This window comes from Streptomyces sennicomposti (assembly GCF_019890635.1).
In the GTDB taxonomy this organism is placed as follows: domain Bacteria; phylum Actinomycetota; class Actinomycetes; order Streptomycetales; family Streptomycetaceae; genus Streptomyces; species Streptomyces sennicomposti.
Window position 1 is genome coordinate 13,147 of the sequence record NZ_JAIOAB010000054.1, and the last position, 21,749, is coordinate 34,895.

At 72.3% G+C, this 21,749-nt stretch carries 14 protein-coding genes; 8 read left to right on the forward strand and 6 right to left on the reverse strand.

Going from position 1 to position 21,749, the window contains the following annotated elements:
* The first annotated feature begins 203 nt into the window (after positions 1–203).
* Together hpf and K7787_RS24635 are read left to right on the forward strand one after the other, a co-directional pair.
* Positions 204–896 carry a ribosome hibernation-promoting factor, HPF/YfiA family gene (gene hpf, locus K7787_RS24630; RefSeq protein WP_043260901.1) on the forward strand — a complete coding sequence of 231 codons (693 nt, stop codon included), beginning with the start codon at positions 204–206 and terminating at the stop codon, positions 894–896.
* Between the two features lie 249 nt (positions 897–1,145).
* Positions 1,146–1,889: a response regulator gene (locus tag K7787_RS24635; RefSeq protein ID WP_019984333.1), complete on the forward strand. Its 744-nt coding sequence runs from the start codon at positions 1,146–1,148 to the stop codon at positions 1,887–1,889.
* A gap of 43 nt (positions 1,890–1,932) precedes the next feature.
* Here the strand turns inward: K7787_RS24635 and K7787_RS24640 are convergent, their stop codons facing one another.
* Both K7787_RS24640 and K7787_RS24645 read right to left on the reverse strand, forming a co-directional pair.
* On the reverse strand, positions 1,933–3,108 hold the full coding sequence (locus K7787_RS24640) for a winged helix-turn-helix domain-containing protein (protein ID WP_164388104.1): 1,176 nt from the start codon (positions 3,106–3,108) through the stop codon (positions 1,933–1,935).
* A 105-nt stretch (positions 3,109–3,213) separates the two neighbouring features.
* Positions 3,214–3,843, reverse strand: a complete 630-nt coding sequence (locus K7787_RS24645) for a GNAT family N-acetyltransferase (protein ID WP_223002986.1) — start codon at positions 3,841–3,843, stop codon at positions 3,214–3,216.
* A 321-nt stretch (positions 3,844–4,164) separates the two neighbouring features.
* On the opposite strand from K7787_RS24645, the gene secA reads away from it, so the two are divergent.
* A complete protein-coding gene (gene secA / locus K7787_RS24650) occupies positions 4,165–6,981 on the forward strand; it encodes a preprotein translocase subunit SecA (RefSeq protein ID WP_009188930.1) in 2,817 nt (938 codons plus the stop codon).
* A 578-nt stretch (positions 6,982–7,559) separates the two neighbouring features.
* Here the strand turns inward: secA and K7787_RS24655 are convergent.
* Positions 7,560–8,183, reverse strand: a complete 624-nt coding sequence (locus tag K7787_RS24655) for an Rv3235 family protein (protein WP_223002987.1) — start codon at positions 8,181–8,183, stop codon at positions 7,560–7,562.
* A 422-nt stretch (positions 8,184–8,605) separates the two neighbouring features.
* Between K7787_RS24655 and K7787_RS24660 the strand changes: the two genes are divergently transcribed.
* From K7787_RS24660 to K7787_RS24675, 4 genes are all read left to right on the forward strand, one after another.
* A complete protein-coding gene (locus tag K7787_RS24660) occupies positions 8,606–9,118 on the forward strand; it encodes a DUF6912 family protein (protein ID WP_009188928.1) in 513 nt (170 codons plus the stop codon).
* A gap of 36 nt (positions 9,119–9,154) precedes the next feature.
* Positions 9,155–9,841 (forward strand): HAD family hydrolase, encoded by a 687-nt coding sequence (locus K7787_RS24665; protein ID WP_009188927.1) that lies wholly within the window; start codon positions 9,155–9,157, stop codon positions 9,839–9,841.
* A 583-nt stretch (positions 9,842–10,424) separates the two neighbouring features.
* The gene (locus K7787_RS24670; protein WP_223002988.1) at positions 10,425–15,359 is read left to right on the forward strand and encodes an NAD-glutamate dehydrogenase; all 4,935 of its coding nucleotides are present in this window, start codon (positions 10,425–10,427) and stop codon (positions 15,357–15,359) included.
* 387 nt (positions 15,360–15,746) lie between these two features.
* Positions 15,747–17,264, forward strand: coding sequence for a hypothetical protein (locus tag K7787_RS24675; RefSeq protein ID WP_247721257.1), 1,518 nt, complete (start codon positions 15,747–15,749; stop codon positions 17,262–17,264).
* A 93-nt stretch (positions 17,265–17,357) separates the two neighbouring features.
* Here K7787_RS24675 and K7787_RS24680 read toward each other — a convergent pair whose 3' ends face one another.
* Together K7787_RS24680 and K7787_RS24685 are read right to left on the reverse strand one after the other, a co-directional pair.
* Positions 17,358–18,143 carry an ABC transporter ATP-binding protein gene (locus K7787_RS24680; protein ID WP_223002989.1) on the reverse strand — a complete coding sequence of 262 codons (786 nt, stop codon included), beginning with the start codon at positions 18,141–18,143 and terminating at the stop codon, positions 17,358–17,360.
* The gene (locus tag K7787_RS24685) at positions 18,136–19,050 is read right to left on the reverse strand and encodes an ABC transporter permease (protein ID WP_009188922.1); all 915 of its coding nucleotides are present in this window, start codon (positions 19,048–19,050) and stop codon (positions 18,136–18,138) included. Before K7787_RS24685 ends, K7787_RS24680 begins: the two co-directional genes overlap by 8 nt.
* A gap of 170 nt (positions 19,051–19,220) precedes the next feature.
* On the opposite strand from K7787_RS24685, the gene K7787_RS24690 reads away from it, so the two are divergent.
* A complete protein-coding gene (locus K7787_RS24690) occupies positions 19,221–19,856 on the forward strand; it encodes a TetR/AcrR family transcriptional regulator (protein ID WP_009188921.1) in 636 nt (211 codons plus the stop codon).
* 272 nt (positions 19,857–20,128) lie between these two features.
* Here K7787_RS24690 and K7787_RS24695 read toward each other — a convergent pair whose 3' ends face one another.
* Complete coding sequence (locus K7787_RS24695) at positions 20,129–21,730, reverse strand: glycosyltransferase family 2 protein (RefSeq protein WP_223002996.1); 1,602 nt, start codon at positions 21,728–21,730, stop codon at positions 20,129–20,131.
* Positions 21,731–21,749 lie beyond the last annotated feature (19 nt).

The following is a 21,749-nucleotide window of genomic DNA, read 5'->3' on the forward strand; positions in this document are numbered from 1 at the left end:
GCCGCTCCCGTCATATCGGAATGCCGTGGTGCGTGTTCGCGGGTTCGTTTTCCGCAATCGCCCGCCGGCAGGGTGGAGATCTCGCCCGCGGGGGAGGAGGAGGTGGACGTCACCGAGTCCGAGGTTCCGGGCCTGACCGGAACCGGGTGCGAAAGGGAGATGCTCCGCCGTCGAAGCGGAGCGATCCGGGAACGGAGTTCTGCGTGGACATCGTCGTCAAGGGCCGCAAGACCGAGGTGCCCGAGCGGTTCCGCAAGCACGTGGCCGAGAAGCTGAACCTGGAGAAGATCCAGAAGCTCGATGGCAAGGTGATCAGCCTCGACGTCGAGGTGTCCAAGGAGCCCAACCCCCGACAGGCCGACCGGTCCGACCGAGTGGAGATCACGCTCCGCTCCCGCGGTCCGGTGATCCGGGCGGAGGCAGCGGCCAGTGATCCGTACGCGGCGCTCGACATGGCCGCGGAGAAGCTGGGCGCCCGGCTGCGCAAGCAGCACGACAAGCGGTTCTCGCGCCGCGGCGCGCGCCGGATCCCGGCGGCCGAGGTGGCCGACCACGTCCCGGGCGCGGCGACGCTGACCGGCGACGGTCTGGTCGTCGGCCCGGACGAGACGGGCCAGGTGCCCACCAAGAAGGTCGGCTCGCTGGAGGTGCAGGGGGACGGCCCCCTCGTCGTCCGCGAGAAGACCCACGTCGCTTCTCCGATGACCCTCGACCAGGCTCTCTACGAGATGGAGCTGGTCGGGCACGACTTCTATCTGTTCGTCGACTCCGAGACCAAGGAACCCAGCGTCGTCTACCGGCGGCACGCCTACGACTACGGCGTGATCCACCTCAGGACGGACACGATGGTCGCCGAGGAGCCCTCGCCCGAGGCGGGCGGGACGCTGGGCGGCTGACCCCGGCCGATCGCGGCTGATCCCGGCCGGACCCACCCGGCCGACAGCCGAGCGGTGCCCCTGGAGCGCGCGTGCGCCCCCAGGGGCACCGGTGTGCGACCCCTACGCGCCCCGTTCGCGCCCCGGCTTGGTCACCGCCGCGCCGACCGGACATGGAATCATGGCCGCAACGGCCCAACCGCTGGGCCGTTGCCTTGGGTTGGCCACGGCACCGCACACCCGGCCACTGCCTCAGGGGGAGGAACAACGATGACGGACAGCTTCGGACCGCCGGCGGACGAGGACGCCGACGGCGTCGCCGGAACGGGCCCGGACCCGGACGCGTCCCGCGCCGAACCGATCAGGGTCCTCGTCGTGGACGACCACGCCCTCTTCCGCCGCGGCCTGGAGATCGTGCTCGCCGCCGAGGAGGACATCCAGGTCGTCGGCGAGGCGGGCGACGGCGCCGAGGCCGTCGACAAGGCCGCCGACCTGCTGCCCGACATCGTGCTGATGGACGTGCGGATGCCCAAGCGCGGCGGGATCGAGGCGTGCACCTCGATCAAGGAGGTCGCCCCCAGCGCGAAGATCATCATGCTGACGATCAGCGACGAGGAGGCCGACCTCTACGACGCCATCAAGGCGGGCGCCACCGGCTATCTCCTCAAGGAGATCTCCACCGACGAGGTGGCCACCGCCATCCGCGCGGTGGCCGACGGCCAGTCGCAGATCAGCCCCTCCATGGCGTCCAAGCTGCTCACCGAGTTCAAGTCGATGATCCAGCGCACCGACGAGCGCCGTCTGGTGCCCGCGCCGCGGCTGACCGACCGCGAGCTGGAGGTCCTCAAGCTCGTCGCCACCGGGATGAACAACCGGGACATCGCCAAGGAGCTGTTCATCTCGGAGAACACCGTGAAGAACCACGTCCGCAACATCCTGGAGAAGCTGCAACTGCACTCCAGGATGGAAGCGGTCGTCTACGCGATGCGCGAGAAGATCCTCGAGATCCGCTGACCCGGGGAAACCCCCGGCCCCGTCCCTCTCGGGCTCGGGCCGCTCAGGCCAGGGCGCGGGTGAGTTCCCGCACGAGGGGCTCGCGCAGTTCGGGGGCGTCCACGCGTTCGACGCGTACGTCCGTGCAGTCCACCCAGCTCGCCGCCTCGATCAGCGCCTGCGCGACGGACGGCACGGCGCGGGCGCCGTCCAGGGTGACCTGGCGGGCCACCAGCGTGCGGCCCTCGCGGGCGGGGTCCACCCGGCCGACGAGCCGGCCACCGGCCAGCACCGGCATCGCGAAGTAGCCGTAGACCCGCTTCGGCTTGGGGACGTAGGCCTCCAGGCGGTGGGTGAAGCCGAAGATCCGCTCGGTGCGCGCCCGCTCCCACACCAGGGAGTCGAACGGTGACAGCAGCGTGGTGCGGTGCCGGCCGCGCGGAGGCGTCGCCAGGGCCGCCGGGTCCGCCCAGGCCGGCTTGGACCACCCCTCGACCGTCACCGGGACCAGGCCCGAGTCCGCGATCACCGCGTCGACCTGCTCGCCCTTGAGACGGTGGTAGTCGGCGATGTCCGCGCGCGTGCCCACGCCGAGGGACTGGCCGGCCAGCCGCACCAGCCGGCGCAGGCACTCGGCGTCGTCCAGCTCGTCGTGCAGCAGCTCGGCCGGGACGGCGCGCTCGGCGAGGTCGTAGACCCGCTTCCAGCCGCGCCGCTCGACGCAGACCACCTCGCCGTACATCAGGGCGCGCTCGACGGCGACCTTGGCGCCGGACCAGTCCCACCAGTCGCTGGTCTTCTTGGCCCCGCCCAGCTCGGTGGCGGTCAGCGGGCCCTCGGCGCGCAGCTGCTTGATCACCTGGTCGTAGGCGCCCTCGGGCAGTTCGTGGTTCCAGTGCGGGCGGCTGCGGTAGGCGCGGCGGCGGAAGGCGAAGTGCGGCCACTCCTCGATGGGCAGGATGCACGCGGCGTGCGACCAGTACTCGAACGCGTGGGTGTCGGTCCAGTAGGCGCGGTCGACGGCCTTGCGGCCCACCGCGCCGAGCCGGGCGTAGGGGATCAGCTCGTGGGAGCGGGCGAGGACCGAGATGGTGTCGAGCTGGACCGCGCCGAGGTGGCGCAGCACGCCCCGGACACCCGAGCGCCGGTCGGGAGCGCCGAGGAAACCCTGGGCGCGCAGAGCGATCCGGCGGGCTTCGTCCGCCGAGAGGTCGGTGGTGGGGCGCGGGAGCGAGGTCATGCCTCCGCACGATAGGCGTCGGCACTGACAGCGGGGGCCTACCTGCGGAAACCGCCGCCCCGGCCGCGCATGCGCACGCGCGCGGGAGACCGCCGCCCCGTCCGCTCACCCGCGCGCGGGGAGGTACGGCGCCGTCGAGGCGAGGCTCAGGTCGGAGGGGAGCAGGGAGCCCACCCAGCAGTCCCGCAGCACCCCCTTGTTGTTGAGCGCGGCGCGCAGCGTGCCCTCCACGGTGAAGCCGGCCCGTTCGGCCACCGCGCGCGAGGCCCGGTTGCCGACCTCGGCGCGCCACTCCAGGCGGTCGACGCCGAGGCGGGTGAAGGTCCAGCGGGCGACGGCGCCGGCGGCCTCGGCGACGTAGCCGTTGCCCCGGTGCTCCTTGACCGCCCAGAAGCCGATCTCGGCCGTCCCCAGGGAGCGCATCGTGACGCCGAGCATGCCGGTCAGCTCCCCGTGCGGCAGGTCCTCGTGCGGCGGCTCCCCGTGCGGCAGTTCCCCGTGGCGCAGTTCCCCGTGGCGCAGGAACAGGCCGAAGGTGCACATCGAGCCGTCGGCCCAGCCGTCGGGGACCTGCCGCTCGACGAATCCGCGCGCGTGCTCGTACAGATAAGGGGAGGGGACGGTGGTCCAGCGCTGGATGTCCGGGTCCTGCGCGGCGGCGTACACGGCGTCGGTGTCGGCGGGGCCGACGGTGCGCAGCAGGAGGCGGTCGGTGGTGAGCACGACGGGTTCCATCGGCCGATTGTGCGCGGGCGGCGCGCGCCGGCGCTATTCCTTTGGTGGGACTCGCGGGACTCGCGGGACTCACGGGGCGTGCGCGGGTTCTTTCACGGAGCGTGCGCGGACGGTCACCGATCGCGCGATTCGTGGCGGCGGGGCGGCACCATCGGCGGCCCTGGTCCGTTGTCCTCTGTGAAGGCGATGCACAGCAGTGGACGCGTGCCGTCGCGGCAGGCCCTCCCGGCGTGGCGGGGTCCTCGCATACCATGGCCGTTGCTCAGTCAGTCAAATGGAAACCGACCGTCCCAGGCCCGACCGGCAAGGAGACCAACCCCCGTGTCCGTCCTCTCGAAGATCATGCGTGCAGGCGAAGGCAAGATCCTGCGCAAGCTGCACCGCATCGCGGGCCAGGTGAACTCCATCGAAGAGGACTTCGTCGGCCTCTCCGACGCCGAGCTGCGCGCCCTCACCGACGAGTACAAGCAGCGCTACGCCGACGGAGAGAGCCTGGACGACCTGCTGCCCGAGGCGTTCGCCACCGTCCGCGAGGCCGCAAAGCGCGTCCTCGGCCAGCGCCACTACGACGTGCAGCTGATGGGCGGCGCCGCCCTGCACCTCGGCTATGTCGCCGAGATGAAGACCGGTGAGGGCAAGACGCTCGTCGGCACGCTGCCCGCGTACCTCAACGCGCTCTCCGGCGACGGCGTCCACATCGTCACGGTCAACGACTACCTGGCCGAGCGCGACTCCGAGATGATGGGCCGCGTCCACCGGTTCCTGGGCCTGAGCGTCGGCTGCATCCTCGCCAACATGACCCCGGCCCAGCGCCGCGAGCAGTACGCCTGCGACATCACCTACGGCACGAACAACGAGTTCGGCTTCGACTACCTGCGCGACAACATGGCCTGGTCGAAGGACGAGCTGGTGCAGCGCGGGCACAACTTCGCCATCGTGGACGAGGTCGACTCCATCCTGGTCGACGAGGCCCGTACGCCGCTGATCATCTCCGGCCCGGCCGACCAGGCCACCAAGTGGTACGGCGACTTCGCCAAGCTGGTCACCCGGCTGAAGAAGGGCGAGGCGGGCAACCCGCTCAAGGGCGTCGAGGAGACCGGCGACTACGACGTCGACGAGAAGAAGCGCACCGTCGCCATCCACGAGTCCGGCGTCGCCAAGGTCGAGGACTGGCTGGGCATCGACAACCTCTACGAGTCGGTGAACACCCCGCTCGTGGGCTACCTGAACAACGCCATCAAGGCCAAGGAACTGTTCAAGAAGGACAAGGACTACGTCGTCATCGACGGCGAGGTCATGATCGTCGACGAGCACACCGGCCGTATCCTCGCCGGCCGCCGCTACAACGAGGGCATGCACCAGGCGATCGAGGCGAAGGAAGGGGTGGACATCAAGGACGAGAACCAGACGCTCGCGACGATCACCCTGCAGAACTTCTTCCGCCTGTACAACAAGCTCTCCGGCATGACCGGTACGGCGATGACCGAGGCCGCCGAGTTCCACCAGATCTACAAGCTCGGCGTGGTCCCGATCCCGACGAACAAGCCGATGATCCGCAAGGACCAGTCGGACCTGATCTACCGCACCGAGATCGCCAAGTTCGAGGCGGTCGTGGACGACATCGCCGAGAAGCACGAGAAGGGGCAGCCGATCCTGGTCGGCACCACCTCGGTCGAGAAGTCCGAGTACCTCTCGCAGCAGCTCAGCAAGCGCGGCATCCAGCACGAGGTGCTCAACGCCAAGCACCACGAGCGCGAGGCGCAGATCGTCGCGCAGGCCGGCCGCAAGGGCGCCGTGACGGTCGCGACCAACATGGCCGGCCGCGGCACCGACATCAAGCTCGGCGGCAACCCCGAGGACCTCGCCGAGGCGGAGCTGCGCCAGCGCGGCCTCGACCCCGAGGAGCACATCGAGGAGTGGGCCGCGGCCCTGCCCGCCGCGCTGGAGAAGGCCGAGGCGGCCGTCAAGGCGGAGAAGGAGGAGGTCGAGAAGCTCGGCGGCCTCTACGTCCTGGGCACCGAGCGGCACGAGTCGCGCCGGATCGACAACCAGCTGCGCGGCCGCTCCGGCCGTCAGGGCGACCCGGGCGAGTCCCGCTTCTACCTCTCCCTCGGCGACGACCTCATGCGGCTGTTCAAGGCGCAGATGGTCGAGCGCGTGATGTCGATGGCGAACGTCCCTGACGACGTGCCGATCGAGAACAAGATGGTCACGCGCGCGATCGCCTCCGCGCAGTCGCAGGTCGAGACGCAGAACTTCGAGACCCGTAAGAACGTCCTGAAGTACGACGAGGTCCTCAACCGCCAGCGCGAGGTCATCTACGGCGAGCGGCGCCGCGTCCTGGAGGGCGAGGACCTGCACGAGCAGGTGCAGCACTTCATGGACGACACCATCGACGCCTACGTCGCCGCCGAGACCGCCGAGGGCTTCCCGGAGGACTGGGACCTGGACCGGCTGTGGGGCGCCTTCAAGCAGCTGTACCCGGTGAAGGTCACCGTGGAGGAGCTGGAGGAGGCGGCCGGCGACCGCGCGGGCCTGACGGCCGAGTTCATCGCCGAGTCCATCAAGGACGACATCCGCGAGCAGTACGAGGCGCGTGAGGCGCAGCTCGGCTCGGAGATCATGCGGGAGCTGGAGCGGCGGGTCGTGCTGTCGGTCCTGGACCGCAAGTGGCGCGAGCACCTCTACGAGATGGACTACCTCCAGGAGGGCATCGGGCTGCGCGCGATGGCCCAGAAGGACCCGCTGGTCGAGTACCAGCGCGAGGGCTTCGACATGTTCTCCGCGATGATGGACGGCATCAAGGAGGAGTCCGTCGGCTACCTGTTCAACCTGGAGGTCCAGGTCGAGCAGCAGGTCGAGGAGGTGCCGGTGGAGGACGCCGCGCCGTCCCTGGACAAGGCGCCGCAGGACGCGGTGCCGGCGCAGGCCGGTGCGCGGCCGGAGATCCGGGCGAAGGGGCTGGATGCTCCGCAGCGGCGGGAGCTGCACTTCTCCGCTCCCACGGTGGACGGTGAGGGCGGTGTCGTCGAGGGCGAGTTCGCCAGTGACGACGAGCCTGTGCGGTCGGAGTCGGACGGGCTGACTCGGGCCGAGCGGCGCAAGCAGGCGAAGGCCGGGCGGCGTCGGAAGAAGTGAGGGCGCGCTCCGCTGGGGGCGCGGCCTGAATGGGCCGGGTGTCTTGTGGACGCCCGGCCCTTTCGTTGTGCGTGCGTGGTGCCGGCGGCGGCTTCCTGGGGGTGCGGAGGTCGCTTCCGGCGCCGGCGGTGGTCACTTCCGGTGCCCGTCGGTGGTCCGGCGGCCGGAGGTGGTCCGGTGGCCGGAGGCGGGTGCGGCGGGGTGGGGGCGCTGGCCCCGCGCGGGGGTGCCGCTGCGCCCACCCGTGCCGCCCTAGCGGCACGACTGCCCGCAGCTACGGAGAGCGGGCTGCTGTGCCCGCCCGTGCTGCCTCAGCGGCACGACTGCCCGCGGCTACGGAGAGCGGGCTGCTGCGCCCGCCTGTGCCGCCCCAGGGGCACGACTGCCCGCAGCTACGGGGAGCGGGCCGCTGTGCCCGCCTGTGCCGCCCCAGGGGCACGACTGCCCGCGGCTACGGAGAGCGGGCTGCTGTGCCCGCCCGTGCCGCCTCAGCGGCACGTATGCCCGCAGCTACGAGGGGATGGGGCCGCTGCGTCCGTCCGTGGCGTTTCTGGGGGTGCGGGCGGACGTGGGCAGGGTCAGGGGCGGGGGGTGCCCAGTTCGATCGCTGTGCAGCGCCAGCGGTGGTCCTTGCCCTGTTCCAGGCGGAAGGCCAGGGCGCGGAGCTGGTCGCCCGCGCCGATGCGGGCGAAGACCTCCAGGGCGTCCGGGCGGGCCTCGTAGTAGCCGATGTCGCGGACCACGGGGCGGGCGCCCCGGGTGCGCAGGAGGCCGTGTTCGGCGAGCCGGGCGAGTTCGTCGTAGGCGCGGCCCGCGGTGTGCCGGAGCATCCAGTGGACCGGTCGCTGGCCGCTCAGCACGGCCAGCAGGCGGTCCGCGAAGAGGTCGCTGGTGACCGGGTGCGGGGCCGATCGCACCCCGGTGGTGGGCCGGGCCGGACCCGGCTGTCGGCTGTCGGCCGGCGTGCGCGGCGGACCCGGCGGACGGCTGCTGCCTGATGCGTGGGCCGGACCCGGCGGGCGGCTGCTGCCCGATGCGCTCGGCGGGCCCGGCGGGCGGCTGCCGAGCGATGCGCGCGGCGGGCCCGGGGGGCGGGTGGTGCCCGGGGTGCGGGGTGGGGCGCCGCCGGGGCGGCGGGCGTCGTGGCGGCCCGGCGGGCGGGCGCCCGGCCGGCGCTGGGCTCTGGTCATGACCTTGTGCACGAGTGGGGGTCCCCGTTCTGCGACGGCGGGGCTGCGACGCCCTGCCGTACCGGTCGGTAACTTCCTGCAGGGGATCTTGTACGGGACCCGGTTCCGGCCCGGCAAGGAAGCGGAGGCCCTCCCCGGGCGCCCGGCGACTTCACTCATCCGAGTGATCGCGTGCGGAACGGCCCCCGTGCCGAAAGGGCGGGAAGGGTGTGTAACGGGTGAATCGGGAGGTGTCGGGTGGACGTCTCGCGGAGCGCGGCCGGGGACACGAACGGGGACGCCCGCACGTATCCTGAAGGCCGTCCGGGTGGCCCCCGCGCGCCGCGGCCCGTCGAGGCCGCCGTACGCGGGCTTCGGGCCCGCCCGCGCAGCCCCCGGGCACCGCAAGAGCCCCCGGGCGCCCCGGAGCCCTCCGACCACGAAAGCGGCCCGTCATGCGCGTCTACGTCCCCCTGACCCTCCCCGGTCTCGCCGAGGCGCACCGGACCGGGCGGCTGGGCGCGGAGCCGTTCGCCGCCTACGCCGTCACCCCCGCGCTGCGCGCCTGGTACGGCTCCGACGACACCGAGGAACTGGAGTACGCCGCCCTCACCCAGGCCGCCCTGGCCTCGCTGCGGCAGCTCGCGGCGGCGCCCGACGCGCCGCGCCGCCGGGTCGTGGTGGCCGTCGACGTCGCGGACGGCGCGGTGAGCGCCGCTCAGGGCGCGGACGCCGAGCCCGGCGAGGTGCGGCTGGCCGGGAGCGTGCCGCTGGCCAAGGCGGCCGCCGTGCACGTCGACTCCGGCGACGCCGGGACCGAGGTGGCCGCCGCCGCGGCGGCCCTCGCGGCGGCGGACGGCGGGGACGAGAAGGCGCAGGCCGCCGTGGACGCGGCCGAGGAGCACGACCTGCTCTGGTTCGCCACCCAGGAGATCGCCGGCCTCGTCGCCGCGCGCGAGGACTCCTGACTGTCAGTGGCTGCGAGTACGTTGGACGGCATGGGGATGCACTCGGTTTCGGGAACGGGGACGCCGTCGGGGGCGCACATCGTCTGGGACTGGAACGGCACGCTGTTCCACGACAACGACGCGGTGATCGGCGCGACGAACGCCGCCTTCGCCGAGATCGGCCTCGCGCCGATCACGCTGGAGCGGTACCGCACGCTGTACTGCGTGCCGATCCCGAAGTTCTACGAGCGGCTGATGGGCAGACTGCCCACCGACGCCGAGTGGGAACTGATGGACGAGGCCTTCCACCGGCACTACACCGAGCACCGCACCCGCTGCACGCTCGCCGAGGGCGCGGTGGACCTGCTCACGGGCTGGACGTCGGCCGGCCACAGCCAGTCGATCCTGAGCATGTACGGCCATGAGGACCTGGTCCCGCTGGTGCGGGGCTTCGGCATCGAGACGCACTTCATACGCGTGGACGGGCGCACCGGACCGTCCGGCGGCAGCAAGGCCGAGCACATGGTGCGCCACCTCGGCGCCCTGGCCGAGCGGGTGAGCCCGGCGCGCACGGTGGTGATCGGCGACGCCGCCGACGACGCCGTGGCCGCCCGGCACGCGGGGGCGCTGGCGGTGCTGTACACCGGCGGCTCGCACAGCCGGGCCAGCCTGGAGCGGGCCGGCGTGCCGGTGGTGGACACCCTCCGGGAAGCGGTCGCCGAGGCGCAGCGCCTGGCCGCCTGAGCCCGCCCGCGCGACGGACCCGCCCGCGGGCACCCGTACACGGCCGCACACCCGCGGGCACCCGTACACGGACCCGCCCGTGGGTACCCGTACACGGGCGCACCCCGTGGGCACCCGCACCACCCGTACCCCTAGGACACCCCGCGCCCCGTGCTCCCTGTGCAGAACGTCAAAGTTTCACCCCCGGTTTTGTACACATACGGCTCATGACGGGTCACCCCGCAGGAGCGATAGCCTTGTGGCGTGATCAGCGCGATAGTTCGCGGGGGCGCCGTCGCCTCCGCTCTGCGCCCGGTGTGCACGGACGACATCCGTGACCGGGCGGCGGTCGCTGGTCCTCGCGGGCGGTACGGGGCCGATGTGGCCCCCGGGACGCCGCGTCACCCCCGGGAAGCGGCGCCGCAGAGAGCAGCGTCACACCCTTCGGGCGTGTCGAAGATGGCCGATATCCCCCCGCTCATCTCACCCGGCGGCATAGCGTCGGCAGGGGCCGGAAACCCCGGACCCGGACGTTACGCCGAAGGGGAAGAGACCGTACTTCCTTCAACGTCACGCAACGGCGCGCGACAGGAGCCAGAGGACAATGCAGACCAAGCTGGACGAAGCCAAGGCCGATCTGCTCGAAAGGGCCGTTCGGGTAGCTGAGAACAGTCCGGCCGGGGGGCACCTCCCGACCGGGACGACAGTCGAGGGCGCCCCGGACCGGGACTCCGTGCTCTCGTTCCTCCAGCGTTACTACCTGCACACCGCCCCCGAGGACCTCGCCGACCGCGACCCGGTCGACGTCTTCGGAGCCGCCATCTCGCACTACCGGCTGGCCGCCACCCGCCCGCAGGGCACGGCCAACGTGCGCGTGCACACCCCGACCGTCGAGGAGAACGGCTGGACCTGCAGCCACTCCGTGGTCGAGGTCGTCACCGACGACATGCCCTTCCTCGTCGACTCGGTCACCAACGAGCTGACCCGCCAGGGCCGCGGCATCCACGTCGTGATCCACCCGCAGTTCGTGGTCCGCCGCGATCTGACCGGCAAGCTCCTGGAGGTGCTGCCCGCCGCGCAGCCCGGCGAGCAGCTGCCGCACGACGCGCACATCGAGTCCTGGATCCACGTCGAGATCGACCGCGAGACCGACCGCGCCGACCTCAAGCAGATCACCGCCGAGCTGCTGCGCGTGCTCTCCGACGTCCGCGAGGCCGTCGAGGACTGGGAGAAGATGCGCGACGCGGCCGTCCGCATCGCCGACGGCCTGCCCGACGAGCCGGTCCCCGCCGACCTGCCCGGACCGCAGGTGGAGGAGGCCCGCGAGCTGCTGCGCTGGCTGGCCGCCGACCACTTCACCTTCCTCGGCTTCCGCGAGTACCAGCTGCGCGACGACGACTCGCTGGCCGCCGTCCCCGGCACCGGGCTCGGCATACTGCGCTCGGACCCCCAGCACGGCGGCGAGGACAGCCACCCGGTCAGCCCGTCCTTCGAGCGGCTGCCCGCCGACGCCCGCGCCAAGGCCCGCGAGCACAAGCTGCTCGTGCTGACCAAGGCCAACAGCCGCGCCACCGTGCACCGGCCGTCGTACCTGGACTACATCGGCGTCAAGAAGTTCAACGACAAGGGCGAGGTCGTCGGCGAGCGCCGCTTCCTCGGCCTGTTCTCCTCGGCCGCCTACACCGAGTCGGTGCGCCGGGTCCCGGTGATCCGCCGCAAGGTCGAGGAGGTCCTGGACCGCGCCGGGTTCTCGCCCAACAGCCACGACGGCCGCGACCTGCTCCAGATCATGGAGACCTACCCGCGCGACGAGCTGTTCCAGACCCCGGCCGCCGAGCTCCAGTCGATCGTCACCTCCGTCCTGTACCTCCAGGAGCGCCGCCGGCTGCGGCTCTACCTGCGCCAGGACGAGTACGGCCGCTACTACTCGGCCCTCGTCTACCTGCCGCGCGACCGCTACACCACCGGCGTGCGCCTGCGGATCATCGACATCCTCAAGGAGGAGCTGGGCGGCACCAGCGTCGACTTCACCGCCTGGAACACCGAGTCGATCCTGTCCCGGCTGCACTTCGTCGTCCGCGTCCCGCAGGGCACCGAGCTGCCCGAGCTGTCCGACGCCGACAAGGAGCGCATCGAGGGCCGTCTGGTGGAGGCCGCCCGTTCCTGGGCGGACGCCTTCTCCGAGGCGCTGACGGCCGAACTGGGCGAGGAGCGCGCCGCGGAGCTGCTGCGCCGCTACTCCGCCGCCTTCCCCGAGGGCTACAAGGCCGACCACACCCCGCGCGCCGCCGTCGCCGACCTGGTCAACCTGGAGCAGCTGGACGAGACGAAGACGTTCGCGCTCAGCCTGTACGAGCCGGTGGGCGCCGCCCCCGAGGAGCGCCGCTTCAAGATCTACCAGAAGGGCGGCACGGTTTCCCTCTCGCACGTGCTGCCGGTGCTCAGCCGCCTCGGCGTCGAGGTCACCGACGAGCGGCCGTACGAGCTGCGCTGCGCGGACCGCACCACGGCGTGGATCTACGACTTCGGCCTCCGGATGCCCAAGGACGCCGCCGGCATCGGCGACCACCTCGGCGACGACGCCCGCGAGCGGTTCCAGGACGCGTTCGCCGCCGCCTGGACCGGCAAGGCGGAGAACGACGGGTTCAACGCGCTGGTGCTGAGCGCCGGGCTGAGCTGGCGCGAGGCGATGGTGCTGCGCGCCTACGCCAAGTACCTGCGCCAGGCGGGCTCCACGTTCAGCCAGGACTACATGGAGGACACCCTCCGCAACAACGTCCACACCACCCGGCTGCTCGTCTCCCTGTTCGAGGCGCGGATGGCGCCGGAGCGCCAGCGCGCCGGGCACGAGCTGGTGGACGCCCTGCTCGAAGAGGTCGACGCGGCACTCGACCAGGTGGCCTCGCTGGACGAGGACCGCATCCTGCGCTCCTTCCTGACGGTGGTCAAGGCGACCCTGCGCACCAACTTCTTCCAGACCGACACGGCCGGCCGGCCGCACGAGTACATCTCGATGAAGTTCGACCCGCAGGCCATCCCGGACCTGCCGGCGCCGCGCCCGGCGTACGAGATCTGGGTGTACTCGCCGCGGGTGGAGGGCGTGCACCTGCGCTTCGGCAAGGTCGCCCGCGGCGGTCTGCGCTGGTCCGACCGGCGCGAGGACTTCCGCACCGAGATCCTCGGCCTGGTCAAGGCGCAGATGGTGAAGAACACCGTCATCGTGCCGGTGGGCGCCAAGGGCGGCTTCGTCGCCAAGCAGCTGCCCGACCCGGCCGTGGACCGCGACGCCTGGCTGGCGGAGGGCATCGCCAGCTACAAGACGTTCATCTCGGCGCTGCTGGACATCACCGACAACATGGTGGCCGGCGAGGTCGTGCCGCCGCGTGACGTGGTCCGCCACGACGGCGACGACACCTACCTGGTGGTCGCCGCCGACAAGGGCACGGCGACGTTCTCCGACATCGCCAACGAGGTCGCCGAGTCCTACGACTTCTGGCTCGGCGACGCCTTCGCCTCCGGCGGCTCGGCCGGCTACGACCACAAGGGCATGGGCATCACCGCCCGCGGCGCCTGGGAGTCGGTCAAGCGGCACTTCCGCGAGCTGGGCGTGGACACCCAGTCCGAGGACTTCACGGTGGTCGGCATCGGCGACATGTCCGGCGACGTGTTCGGCAACGGCATGCTGCTGTCCGAGCACATCCGCCTGGTCGCCGCCTTCGACCACCGGCACATCTTCATCGACCCGAACCCGGACGCGGCCACCGGTTACGCCGAGCGCCGCCGCCTGTTCGAGCTGCCGCGCTCCAGCTGGGCCGACTACGACACCTCCCTGCTGTCGGCGGGCGGCGGGATCTTCCCGCGCAGCGCCAAGTCCATCCCGGTCAACGCGCACATCCGCGAGGCCCTCGGCATCGACTCGAAGGTCACCAAGACGACCCCGGCCGATCTGATGCGCGCGATCCTCACGGCCCCGGTGGACCTGCTGTGGAACGGCGGCATCGGCACCTACGTCAAGGCGTCCACCGAGTCCAACGCCGACGTCGGCGACAAGGCCAACGACGCCATCCGCGTCGACGGCCGGGACCTGAGGGTCAAGGTGGTCGGCGAGGGCGGCAACCTCGGCTGCACCCAGCTCGGCCGGATCGAGTTCGCGCAGATCGGCGGCAAGGTCAACACCGACGCCATCGACAACAGCGCGGGCGTGGACACCTCCGACCACGAGGTGAACATCAAGATCCTGCTCAACGGCCTGGTCACCGACGGCGACATGACCGTCAAGCAGCGAAACAAGCTGCTGGCCGAGATGACCGACGAGGTCGGCGCGCTGGTGCTGCGCAACAACTACGCGCAGAACACGGCGATCGCCAACGCGCTCGCCCAGTCCAAGGACATGCTCCACGCGCAGCAGCGCTTCATGAAGCACCTGGTGCGCGAGGGCCATCTCGACCGGGCGCTGGAGTTCCTGCCCACCGACCGGCAGATCCGCGAGCGGCTGGCCGCCGGGCACGGTCTGACCGGTCCCGAGACGGCGGTCCTGCTGGCGTACACGAAGATCACGGTCGCCGAGGAGCTGCTGCACACCTCGCTGCCGGACGACCCGTATCTGCGCACGCTGCTGCACGCCTACTTCCCGACCCAGCTGCGCGAGCGGTTCGGCGAGCAGATCGACGGCCACCCGCTGCACCGCGAGATCACCACGACCGTCCTGGTCAACGACACGGTCAACACCGGCGGCACCACCTATCTGCACCGGCTGCGGGAGGAGACCGGCGCGTCGCTGGAGGAGATCGTCCGGGCGCAGACCGTGGCCCGCGCGATCTTCCGCTCGGCGCCGGTGTGGGACGCGGTGGAGGCCCTGGACAACCAGGTCGAGGCCGATGTCCAGACCCGTATCCGGCTGCACTCGCGCCGGCTGGTCGAGCGCGGCACGCGCTGGCTGCTGAACAACCGGCCGCAGCCGCTGCAGCTCGGCGAGACGGTGGAGTTCTTCGCCGACCGGGTCGAGCAGGTGTGGGCGCAGCTGCCCAAGCTGCTCAAGGGCGCGGACCTGGACTGGTACCAGCAGGTCTACGACGAGCTGTCCGCCGCGGGCGTCCCGGACGAGCTGGCGACGCGGGTGGCCGGGTTCTCCTCGGCCTTCCCGGCGCTGGACATCGTCTCGGTGGCCGACCGCATGGGCAAGGATTCGCTGGACGTCGCCGAGGTGTACTACGACCTCGCCGACCGGCTCTCCATCACCCAGCTGATGGACCGCATCATCGAGCTGCCGCGCAACGACCGCTGGCAGTCCATGGCCCGCGCGGCGATCCGCGAGGACCTGTACGCGGCGCACGCGGCGCTGACGGCGGACGTGCTGGCGGCCGGCAACGGCACCTCGACGCCGGAGCAGCGGTTCGAGGTGTGGGAGCAGAAGAACGCGGCGATCCTGGGCCGGGCCCGCACCACGCTGGAGGAGATCCGCAGCTCGGACTCGTTCGACCTGGCCAACCTGTCGGTGGCGATGCGGACGATGCGGACCATGCTGCGCACGCACTCCTGAGCCGCGTGCGGCCGGCCCCGCCGGTCGTCTGACGAAGGACGCGCGAAGAGCGTACGAGGAGCGAACGAGGAGCGCCCCCGGGCTTCGGCCCGGGGGCGCTCTTGTTCTGGGCGCTCTTGTCGTTTTCTTTCCATTGTTTGGCGCGCGCCGCGCGGAAATTTACCCTTTCCTGTTATTCGCGATCATTCGAGTAATGTTGCCGGGTGACTGTGAAACTCGCCGAGAGCCGTCCGGCCGCACGCGCTTCCGTCCCCGCTCCCGTACGCGTCGCAGCACGTCCCGGGCCCCCTCCGCCCCATTGTGGAATCATCAACTTTTCTCTGGGGAATTTCCCGCGGCCGGACGGATTCCGCTTTCCCGTCCACCGCGCCCGGCTTTCCCTCCGCCATGCGCTCCGCACCGCCTGAGGCCCGGCTCGCGCGCCGGACGGCGGTGCGGCCGCCGGTGTCCGCGTCCCGTTCCGCCGCGCCCTGGGCCGCCGTCGCCCTCCTCGCCGTCCTGCTGCTCCTGGTGATCGTGCGGCTGCCGTGGGCCGGCGACCTCGGCATGCACGCGGCCACTATCGAGCGGCTGCGCCACAGCCTCGTCCGGCCGCGCGACCCGCTCGTGGACGCCGACGCCCCGAGCCCGTACTACTCGCCGTGGATGCTGGTCCTCGGCTGCCTCGCCCGGGCGACCGGGCTGTCGGTCTTCGTGGTGCTGCGGCTCGCCGCCCTCGCCGGGCTGGTACTGCTGGCGACCGGCGTGCGCCGGTACGTGCGGACGCTGAGCACGCACCCGGCCGCGCCCGCTCTGGCCGTGCTGAGCCTGGTCCTGCTGTGGGGCACCGTCCTGATCAACTGGAGCGGCTTCCTCTCGCTGAACTCCCTCGCGCTGACGGTGTCGTACCCGAGCGTCGTCGCGCTCGGCCTCGCCTTCCACCACTGGGCCTGGCTCACCCGCTCCCTGCGCGCCCCGGCCGGCTGGGACGTGTGGCTCGGGCTCGGGGCGCTGTGGGCGGTGATCCTGCTGTGCCACCAGTTCACCGGCGTCGTCGCCACCCTCGGCGCGCTCGCCGCGGTGCTCGCCGCCCGGCCCCCGCGCGCGCAGTGGCCGCGCCTGGCCGCCTCGGCGGCCCTCGGACTGCTGGTGCTGTGGCTGTGGCCGTACTACGACTTCTTCGCGCTGTTCACCGCCGGCGGCGACCTGGAGGAGGTGCACCGCGCCCTCTACGACCACTTCCCCGGCCGGTACTGGCTGGTGCTGCTCGGGGTGGCCGCGCTGGCCGCGCGGTGGCGGCGCGACCGCCGGGACCCGCTCGTGCTCTTCTTCGCGCTCGGGGCGCTGGTGTGCGCGGCCGGGTTCGCCTGTGGGCACTACTCCTGGGGCCGGGCGCTGCCCGCCGCGCTGATCCCGGCGCAGCTGGCCGCCGCGCTCGCCGTCGTCCAGGGCGGCCCCCGCGCGGTGCGCCTGCGGTGGGCGTGGGCGCTGGCCGCGGCGCTGGCGGTGGGCGCGTGGACCCAGTCCGGGGTGCTCGGCTACGTCGTCGGCCGCGCCCGGCTGCCCGCCGTCCTCGCCGTGCACTACGTCCGGCCGTGGGCCGGCTACCACTGGATCACCCCGTACGTGCGCTACGGCGACGTCGTGATGGCCCGCGACCTGCCCTCCCGGCTGATCCCGGCCTACGGCGCCTACACCGTCACCCCCGGCTACCCGGACCTCTTCCTGCCGGACGAGGACCGGCGCGAGCACGCCGCCCAGCGCTACTACCGCCCCGGCACGCCCCCCGGCGTGCGCCGGGACATCCTGCGCGCCTACGCCGTCCGCTGGGTCCTCGACGACTCCACCCCGCACCCGGTCCCCGGCCTGCGCCCGGTCGCCCGCGACGCGGCCGGCGACGAGGTCCTGTACGCGGTGGCCCCCTGACGCCCGCGACGCCCCCTCGAACGCCTGTGCCCGCCCGGACGGACCGGGCGGGCACAGGCGGTTACGGGCTTCCGGCGGAACCGGATGGGGCCGTCAGGACTTGGTGAACTCCTCGTAGGCCTTCAGCACCTCTTCCGTGGGGCCGTCCATGCGGAGTTCGCCGCGCTCCAGCCACAGCACGCGCTCGCAGGTGTCGCGGATGGACTTGTTGTTGTGGCTGACCAGGAACACCGTGCCGGCCTGCTTGCGCAGCTCGCGGATGCGGGCCTCGGACCGGGTCTGGAACTTGCGGTCGCCGGTGGCCAGCGCCTCGTCGATCAGGAGGACGTCGTGGTCCTTGGCGGCGGCGATGGAGAACCGGAGCCGGGCCGCCATGCCGGAGGAGTACGTGCGCATCGGCAGGGTGATGAAGTCGCCCTTCTCGTTGATCCCCGAGAAGTCGACGATGTCCTGGTAGCGCTCCTTGATCTGCTCCCGGGACATGCCCATGGCCAGGCCGCCGAGGTAGACGTTGCGCTCGCCGGTCAGGTCGTTCATCAGCGCGGCGTTCACGCCGAGCAGCGAGGGCTGGCCGTCGGTGTAGATCTTGCCGCTCTCCACGGGCAGCAGCCCCGCCACCGCCTTGAGCAGCGTGGACTTGCCGGAGCCGTTGGTGCCGATCAGGCCGATGGCCTCGCCCTTGTAGGCGACGAAGGACACCTTCTTCACCGCGTGCACGCGCCGCACGCCCGCCGCCTTCTCGGCCCGGCCCGGGCGCAGGATGCGGTTGAGCGCGGCCGTGGCGCTGCCCTTGCCGGCGCCGGTGCCGTGCACCCGGTAGACGATGTCCACCTGGTCGGCGATGACGGTGGGGACCTTCTCGGTGTTCCGCTCAGCCACGTCCGTACCTCTCCTCGGCCTTCCAGAAGTAGACGAAGCCGCCGACACCGGCCAGCAGCGCCCAGCCCAGCGCGTACGCCCACACGTGGTGCGGGAGCTGATGGGCCTTGAAACTGTCGATCAGCGCGAAGCGCATCAGATCGATGTAGACGGCGGCCGGATTGGCCTCCAGCAGCGTCTTGACGAAGTTCGGCACGTCGCTGTGCTTGAGCGTGGCGTCGATGCTCCACATCACGCCGGAGACGTACATCCAGGTGCGCAGCAGGAACGGCATCAGCTGCGCGATGTCCGGGGTCTTCGCCCCCATCCGGGCCATGACCATCGAGACGCCCGCGTTGAACACGAACTGCAGCACCAGCGTCGGGACGGCCAGCAGCCACGCCACGCCCGGCGTCACGCCGAAGCAGAGCAGGATGATCACCAGCGCGGCCATCGAGAACAGCAACTGCTGGAGCTGCTGGAGCGCGAAGGAGATCGGCAGCGCGGCCCGCGGGAAGTGCAGGGCGCGCACCAGGCCGAGGTTGCCGGAGATGGCGCGGGTGCCCGCCATGATCGAGTTCTGCGTGAACGTCCAGATGAACACGCCCGTCACCAGGAACGGGATGTAGTCCGCCACACCGCGGCTGGTCCCCAGCAGGACGCCGAAGATGAAGTAGTACACCGCCGCGTTCAGCAGCGGGGTGGCCACCTGCCAGACCTGCCCGAGCTTCGCCTGGCTGTACTGGGCGGTGAGCTTGGCGGTGGCGAACGCGGTGATGAAGTGCCGCCGTGCCCACAGGTCGCGCACGTACTGCGGCAGGGACGGGCGGGCGCCGCTGACGGACAGGCCGTGCCGGGCGGCGAGCGCCGCGAGGGGTTCCTCGGCCGGAGCCGGGGTCGGAGGCGGTGGGTGGAGGACCTGACTCACATCCGCTGCTTTCGCTCGGGGGAGGGGTGGGGGTGTGCGGCTCCCGGTCCGCCGTCCGTCTTCTTCACGGTTCTCTTTACGTTCTCTTACGTCGGTACGGAGCCGTATCGTCGCACTGCGAGAGTAGGGCCAACCGGCGTCGGAACGCAACCGTATCGTCGTCACGCCCTATGCTGGTCGGCATGACGACGAACGGGGAACCCGAGACACGTTCACGCCGCCGTGCCCCCGCCGGTGCGGCCGTGCTGCGCGAGGACGTGACCGAGGCGATCCGGGCCGCCGTCTTCACGGAGCTGGCGGAGGTCGGCTACGCGCGCACGTCCATCGAGGGGATCGCGCGCCGCGCCGGGGTCGGCAAGACGGCCGTCTACCGCCGCTGGCGCTCCAAGCTGCACCTCGTGCTCGACGTCGTCTCCGCGCTGGCCGTCCAGGGCCTGCCCGCGCCCGACACCGGCGCCCTGGAGAGCGACCTCAGGCTGCTGTACGAGGTCACCTCCCGGGCCCTGCGCCACCCTGTGGCCTCGCAGATCCTGCCCGACCTCCAGGCCGAGGCGGCCCGCAACCCGGACCTCGCCGACGCCGTGCAGAAGGCCGTGCGCCACGGCCAGGAGAGCGTCGCCAGCAGCATCCTCGCGGCGGCCGAGGAGCGCGGCGAGATCCGGCGCGGCCTCGACCGCGACCTGGCGCTGGACCTGATCTCCGGCCCCCTGTACTGGCGCTCGGTCGTCATCCGCGCCCCGAAGCTCCCCAAGGGCTACCTGCCCGCCCTCGCCCGCGGCACGGCGGAAGCGATCAAGGCGCTGTAGCGCGCGAACCGACGGCGGCCGGCCCCGTCGGTCCTGGGCGGGGCGCCGGGACGGCGGCGGGGCGGCATGGGCGGCCGGGCGGTTGCGCGCCGGGGCGGTTGCACGGCGGGCGCCCGGTCCGCCGTGAGCCGTACGGCCCGGAGGCCGCCGGCCGTACGTTCCGGCGACGCGGTCGGCGGCGGGTGTGCCGGGGAGGCGGCCCGGTCGGCGGGAGCGGCCCCCGGACGACGGGCGCGGGCGGGCGGTGGGCCGGTGCCCGGGAGCGGGCTCGGTCAGTGCAGCAGACGGTGGAGGCGGCCGCGCAGGACCGAGGCCACTCCGCTCAGGCCGGTGGCGACGCGTACCGCGAGCGCGCCGGAGTGCGTGGCGTAGGGCTGGGCCAGCAGCACGCCGAACCGGAGGCTCGGCACGACGCTGCGGCGCAGCAGCCCGGCGCCCGCGCGGGCGTGCGCCGTCACGTCCGCGCCGCTGCCGTCGGCGAAGGTCACGCGCAGCCGCAGGTCCCAGGTGCCCGCGCCCAGCGCCGCCAGGTCCACGGCGGCCCGCGCCGACCAGGTGCCGTCGGCGGCCCGTACCAGCGGGACGGTGGCGCGCCCGGCCGTGTGCCCGCTCTCCCGGTGCCGCCACTCCACCTTCAGCGTCCGCGGGCCGGCCGCCGCCACCTGGCCGTACATCTCGTGCAGGCGCAGCCACAGCAGGGTGACCCCGGGGCGGGGGCGCAGCGCCGCGTCCACCGCCAGCGGCAGCCGGTGCGCCGGCCGGGCCGGGTACGGCTCCAGGGTGACCTGGGGCAGGTCGTCCGACCAGACCGGCGTGCCGTCCGCGGCGCGCGCGTAGGGCGGGCACAGCCGGGCCGGGCGGGCCGCCAGCTCCCTGAGGCGGGGCAGATCGCGCGGCTCGGGCGAGGCCGCGATCACCCGGGCGAGCAGCCGGCCGGGGGCGACCGGGTCGGCGGACCAGTCGGCCGCGTCGTACTCGGCGAGGTGGCTGCGGGTGTGCGACCACCAGGCGCGCCGGTACTGCGCGTCGCGCAGGGCCAGCTCGCGGACGTACATGCGCAGCTCGTGGTCGAGGAACTTGGCGCGGACCGCCCGTGCGAGCTTCTTCTGCCCGGCGCCCAGCAGGATCTCGTACGCCTGCCGGTTCGCCTCGGTGCGCGCCCGCCAGTTCGCCACGTCCGCGCGGTCCAGCGAGATCGACAGCCGCTCGGCGGACCGGCGCACGTGCCACTGGTACACGCGGTCCGGGATCAGCGCCATGCGGGGAGCGGCGGCCAGCACGCGGGCGGTGAACACGATGTCTTCGTAGGGGATGCGCCCCTCGGGGAAGCGGATGTCGTGCTCGCGCAGGAAGTCGGTGCGGTACAGCTTGTTGACGCACAGCGTGTCGTACACCAGGCGCGGCTGCTGCTCGGGGCGGTCCAGGACGGCGCCGGCCGAGTACAGCGCCTCCTGCCAGCGCACCTCCCGCCCGGAGGGCAGCTCACGGCGCACGCACAGGCCGCTCACCACCTCCGCGCGCTCCTCGCGCGCGGCGGCGAGCAGCGCGTCCACCGCGCCGGGCGGCAGCACGTCGTCGCTGTCGAGGAACATCACGTACGGGCAGGTGGCCGCGTCGATGCCGTCGTTGCGGGGACTGCCGCAGCCGCCGCTGTTTCTCTCGCGCCGGATCACCCGCAGTCTCGGCTCGTCCGCGGCGAGCCGGGCGAGCACCTCGTGGCTGCCGTCCGTCGAGCAGTCGTCGACGGCGACGACCTCGCGGACGGCCGCACCCTGCGCGAGCGCGGAGCGCACCGCGTGGGCGACATGGGCGGCGTCGTTGTATCCGATGACGACGACGCTGACGTGAGGGGGCTGGGGGGTGTGCGGGTGCATGGAGTCCACAGGCCTGAAT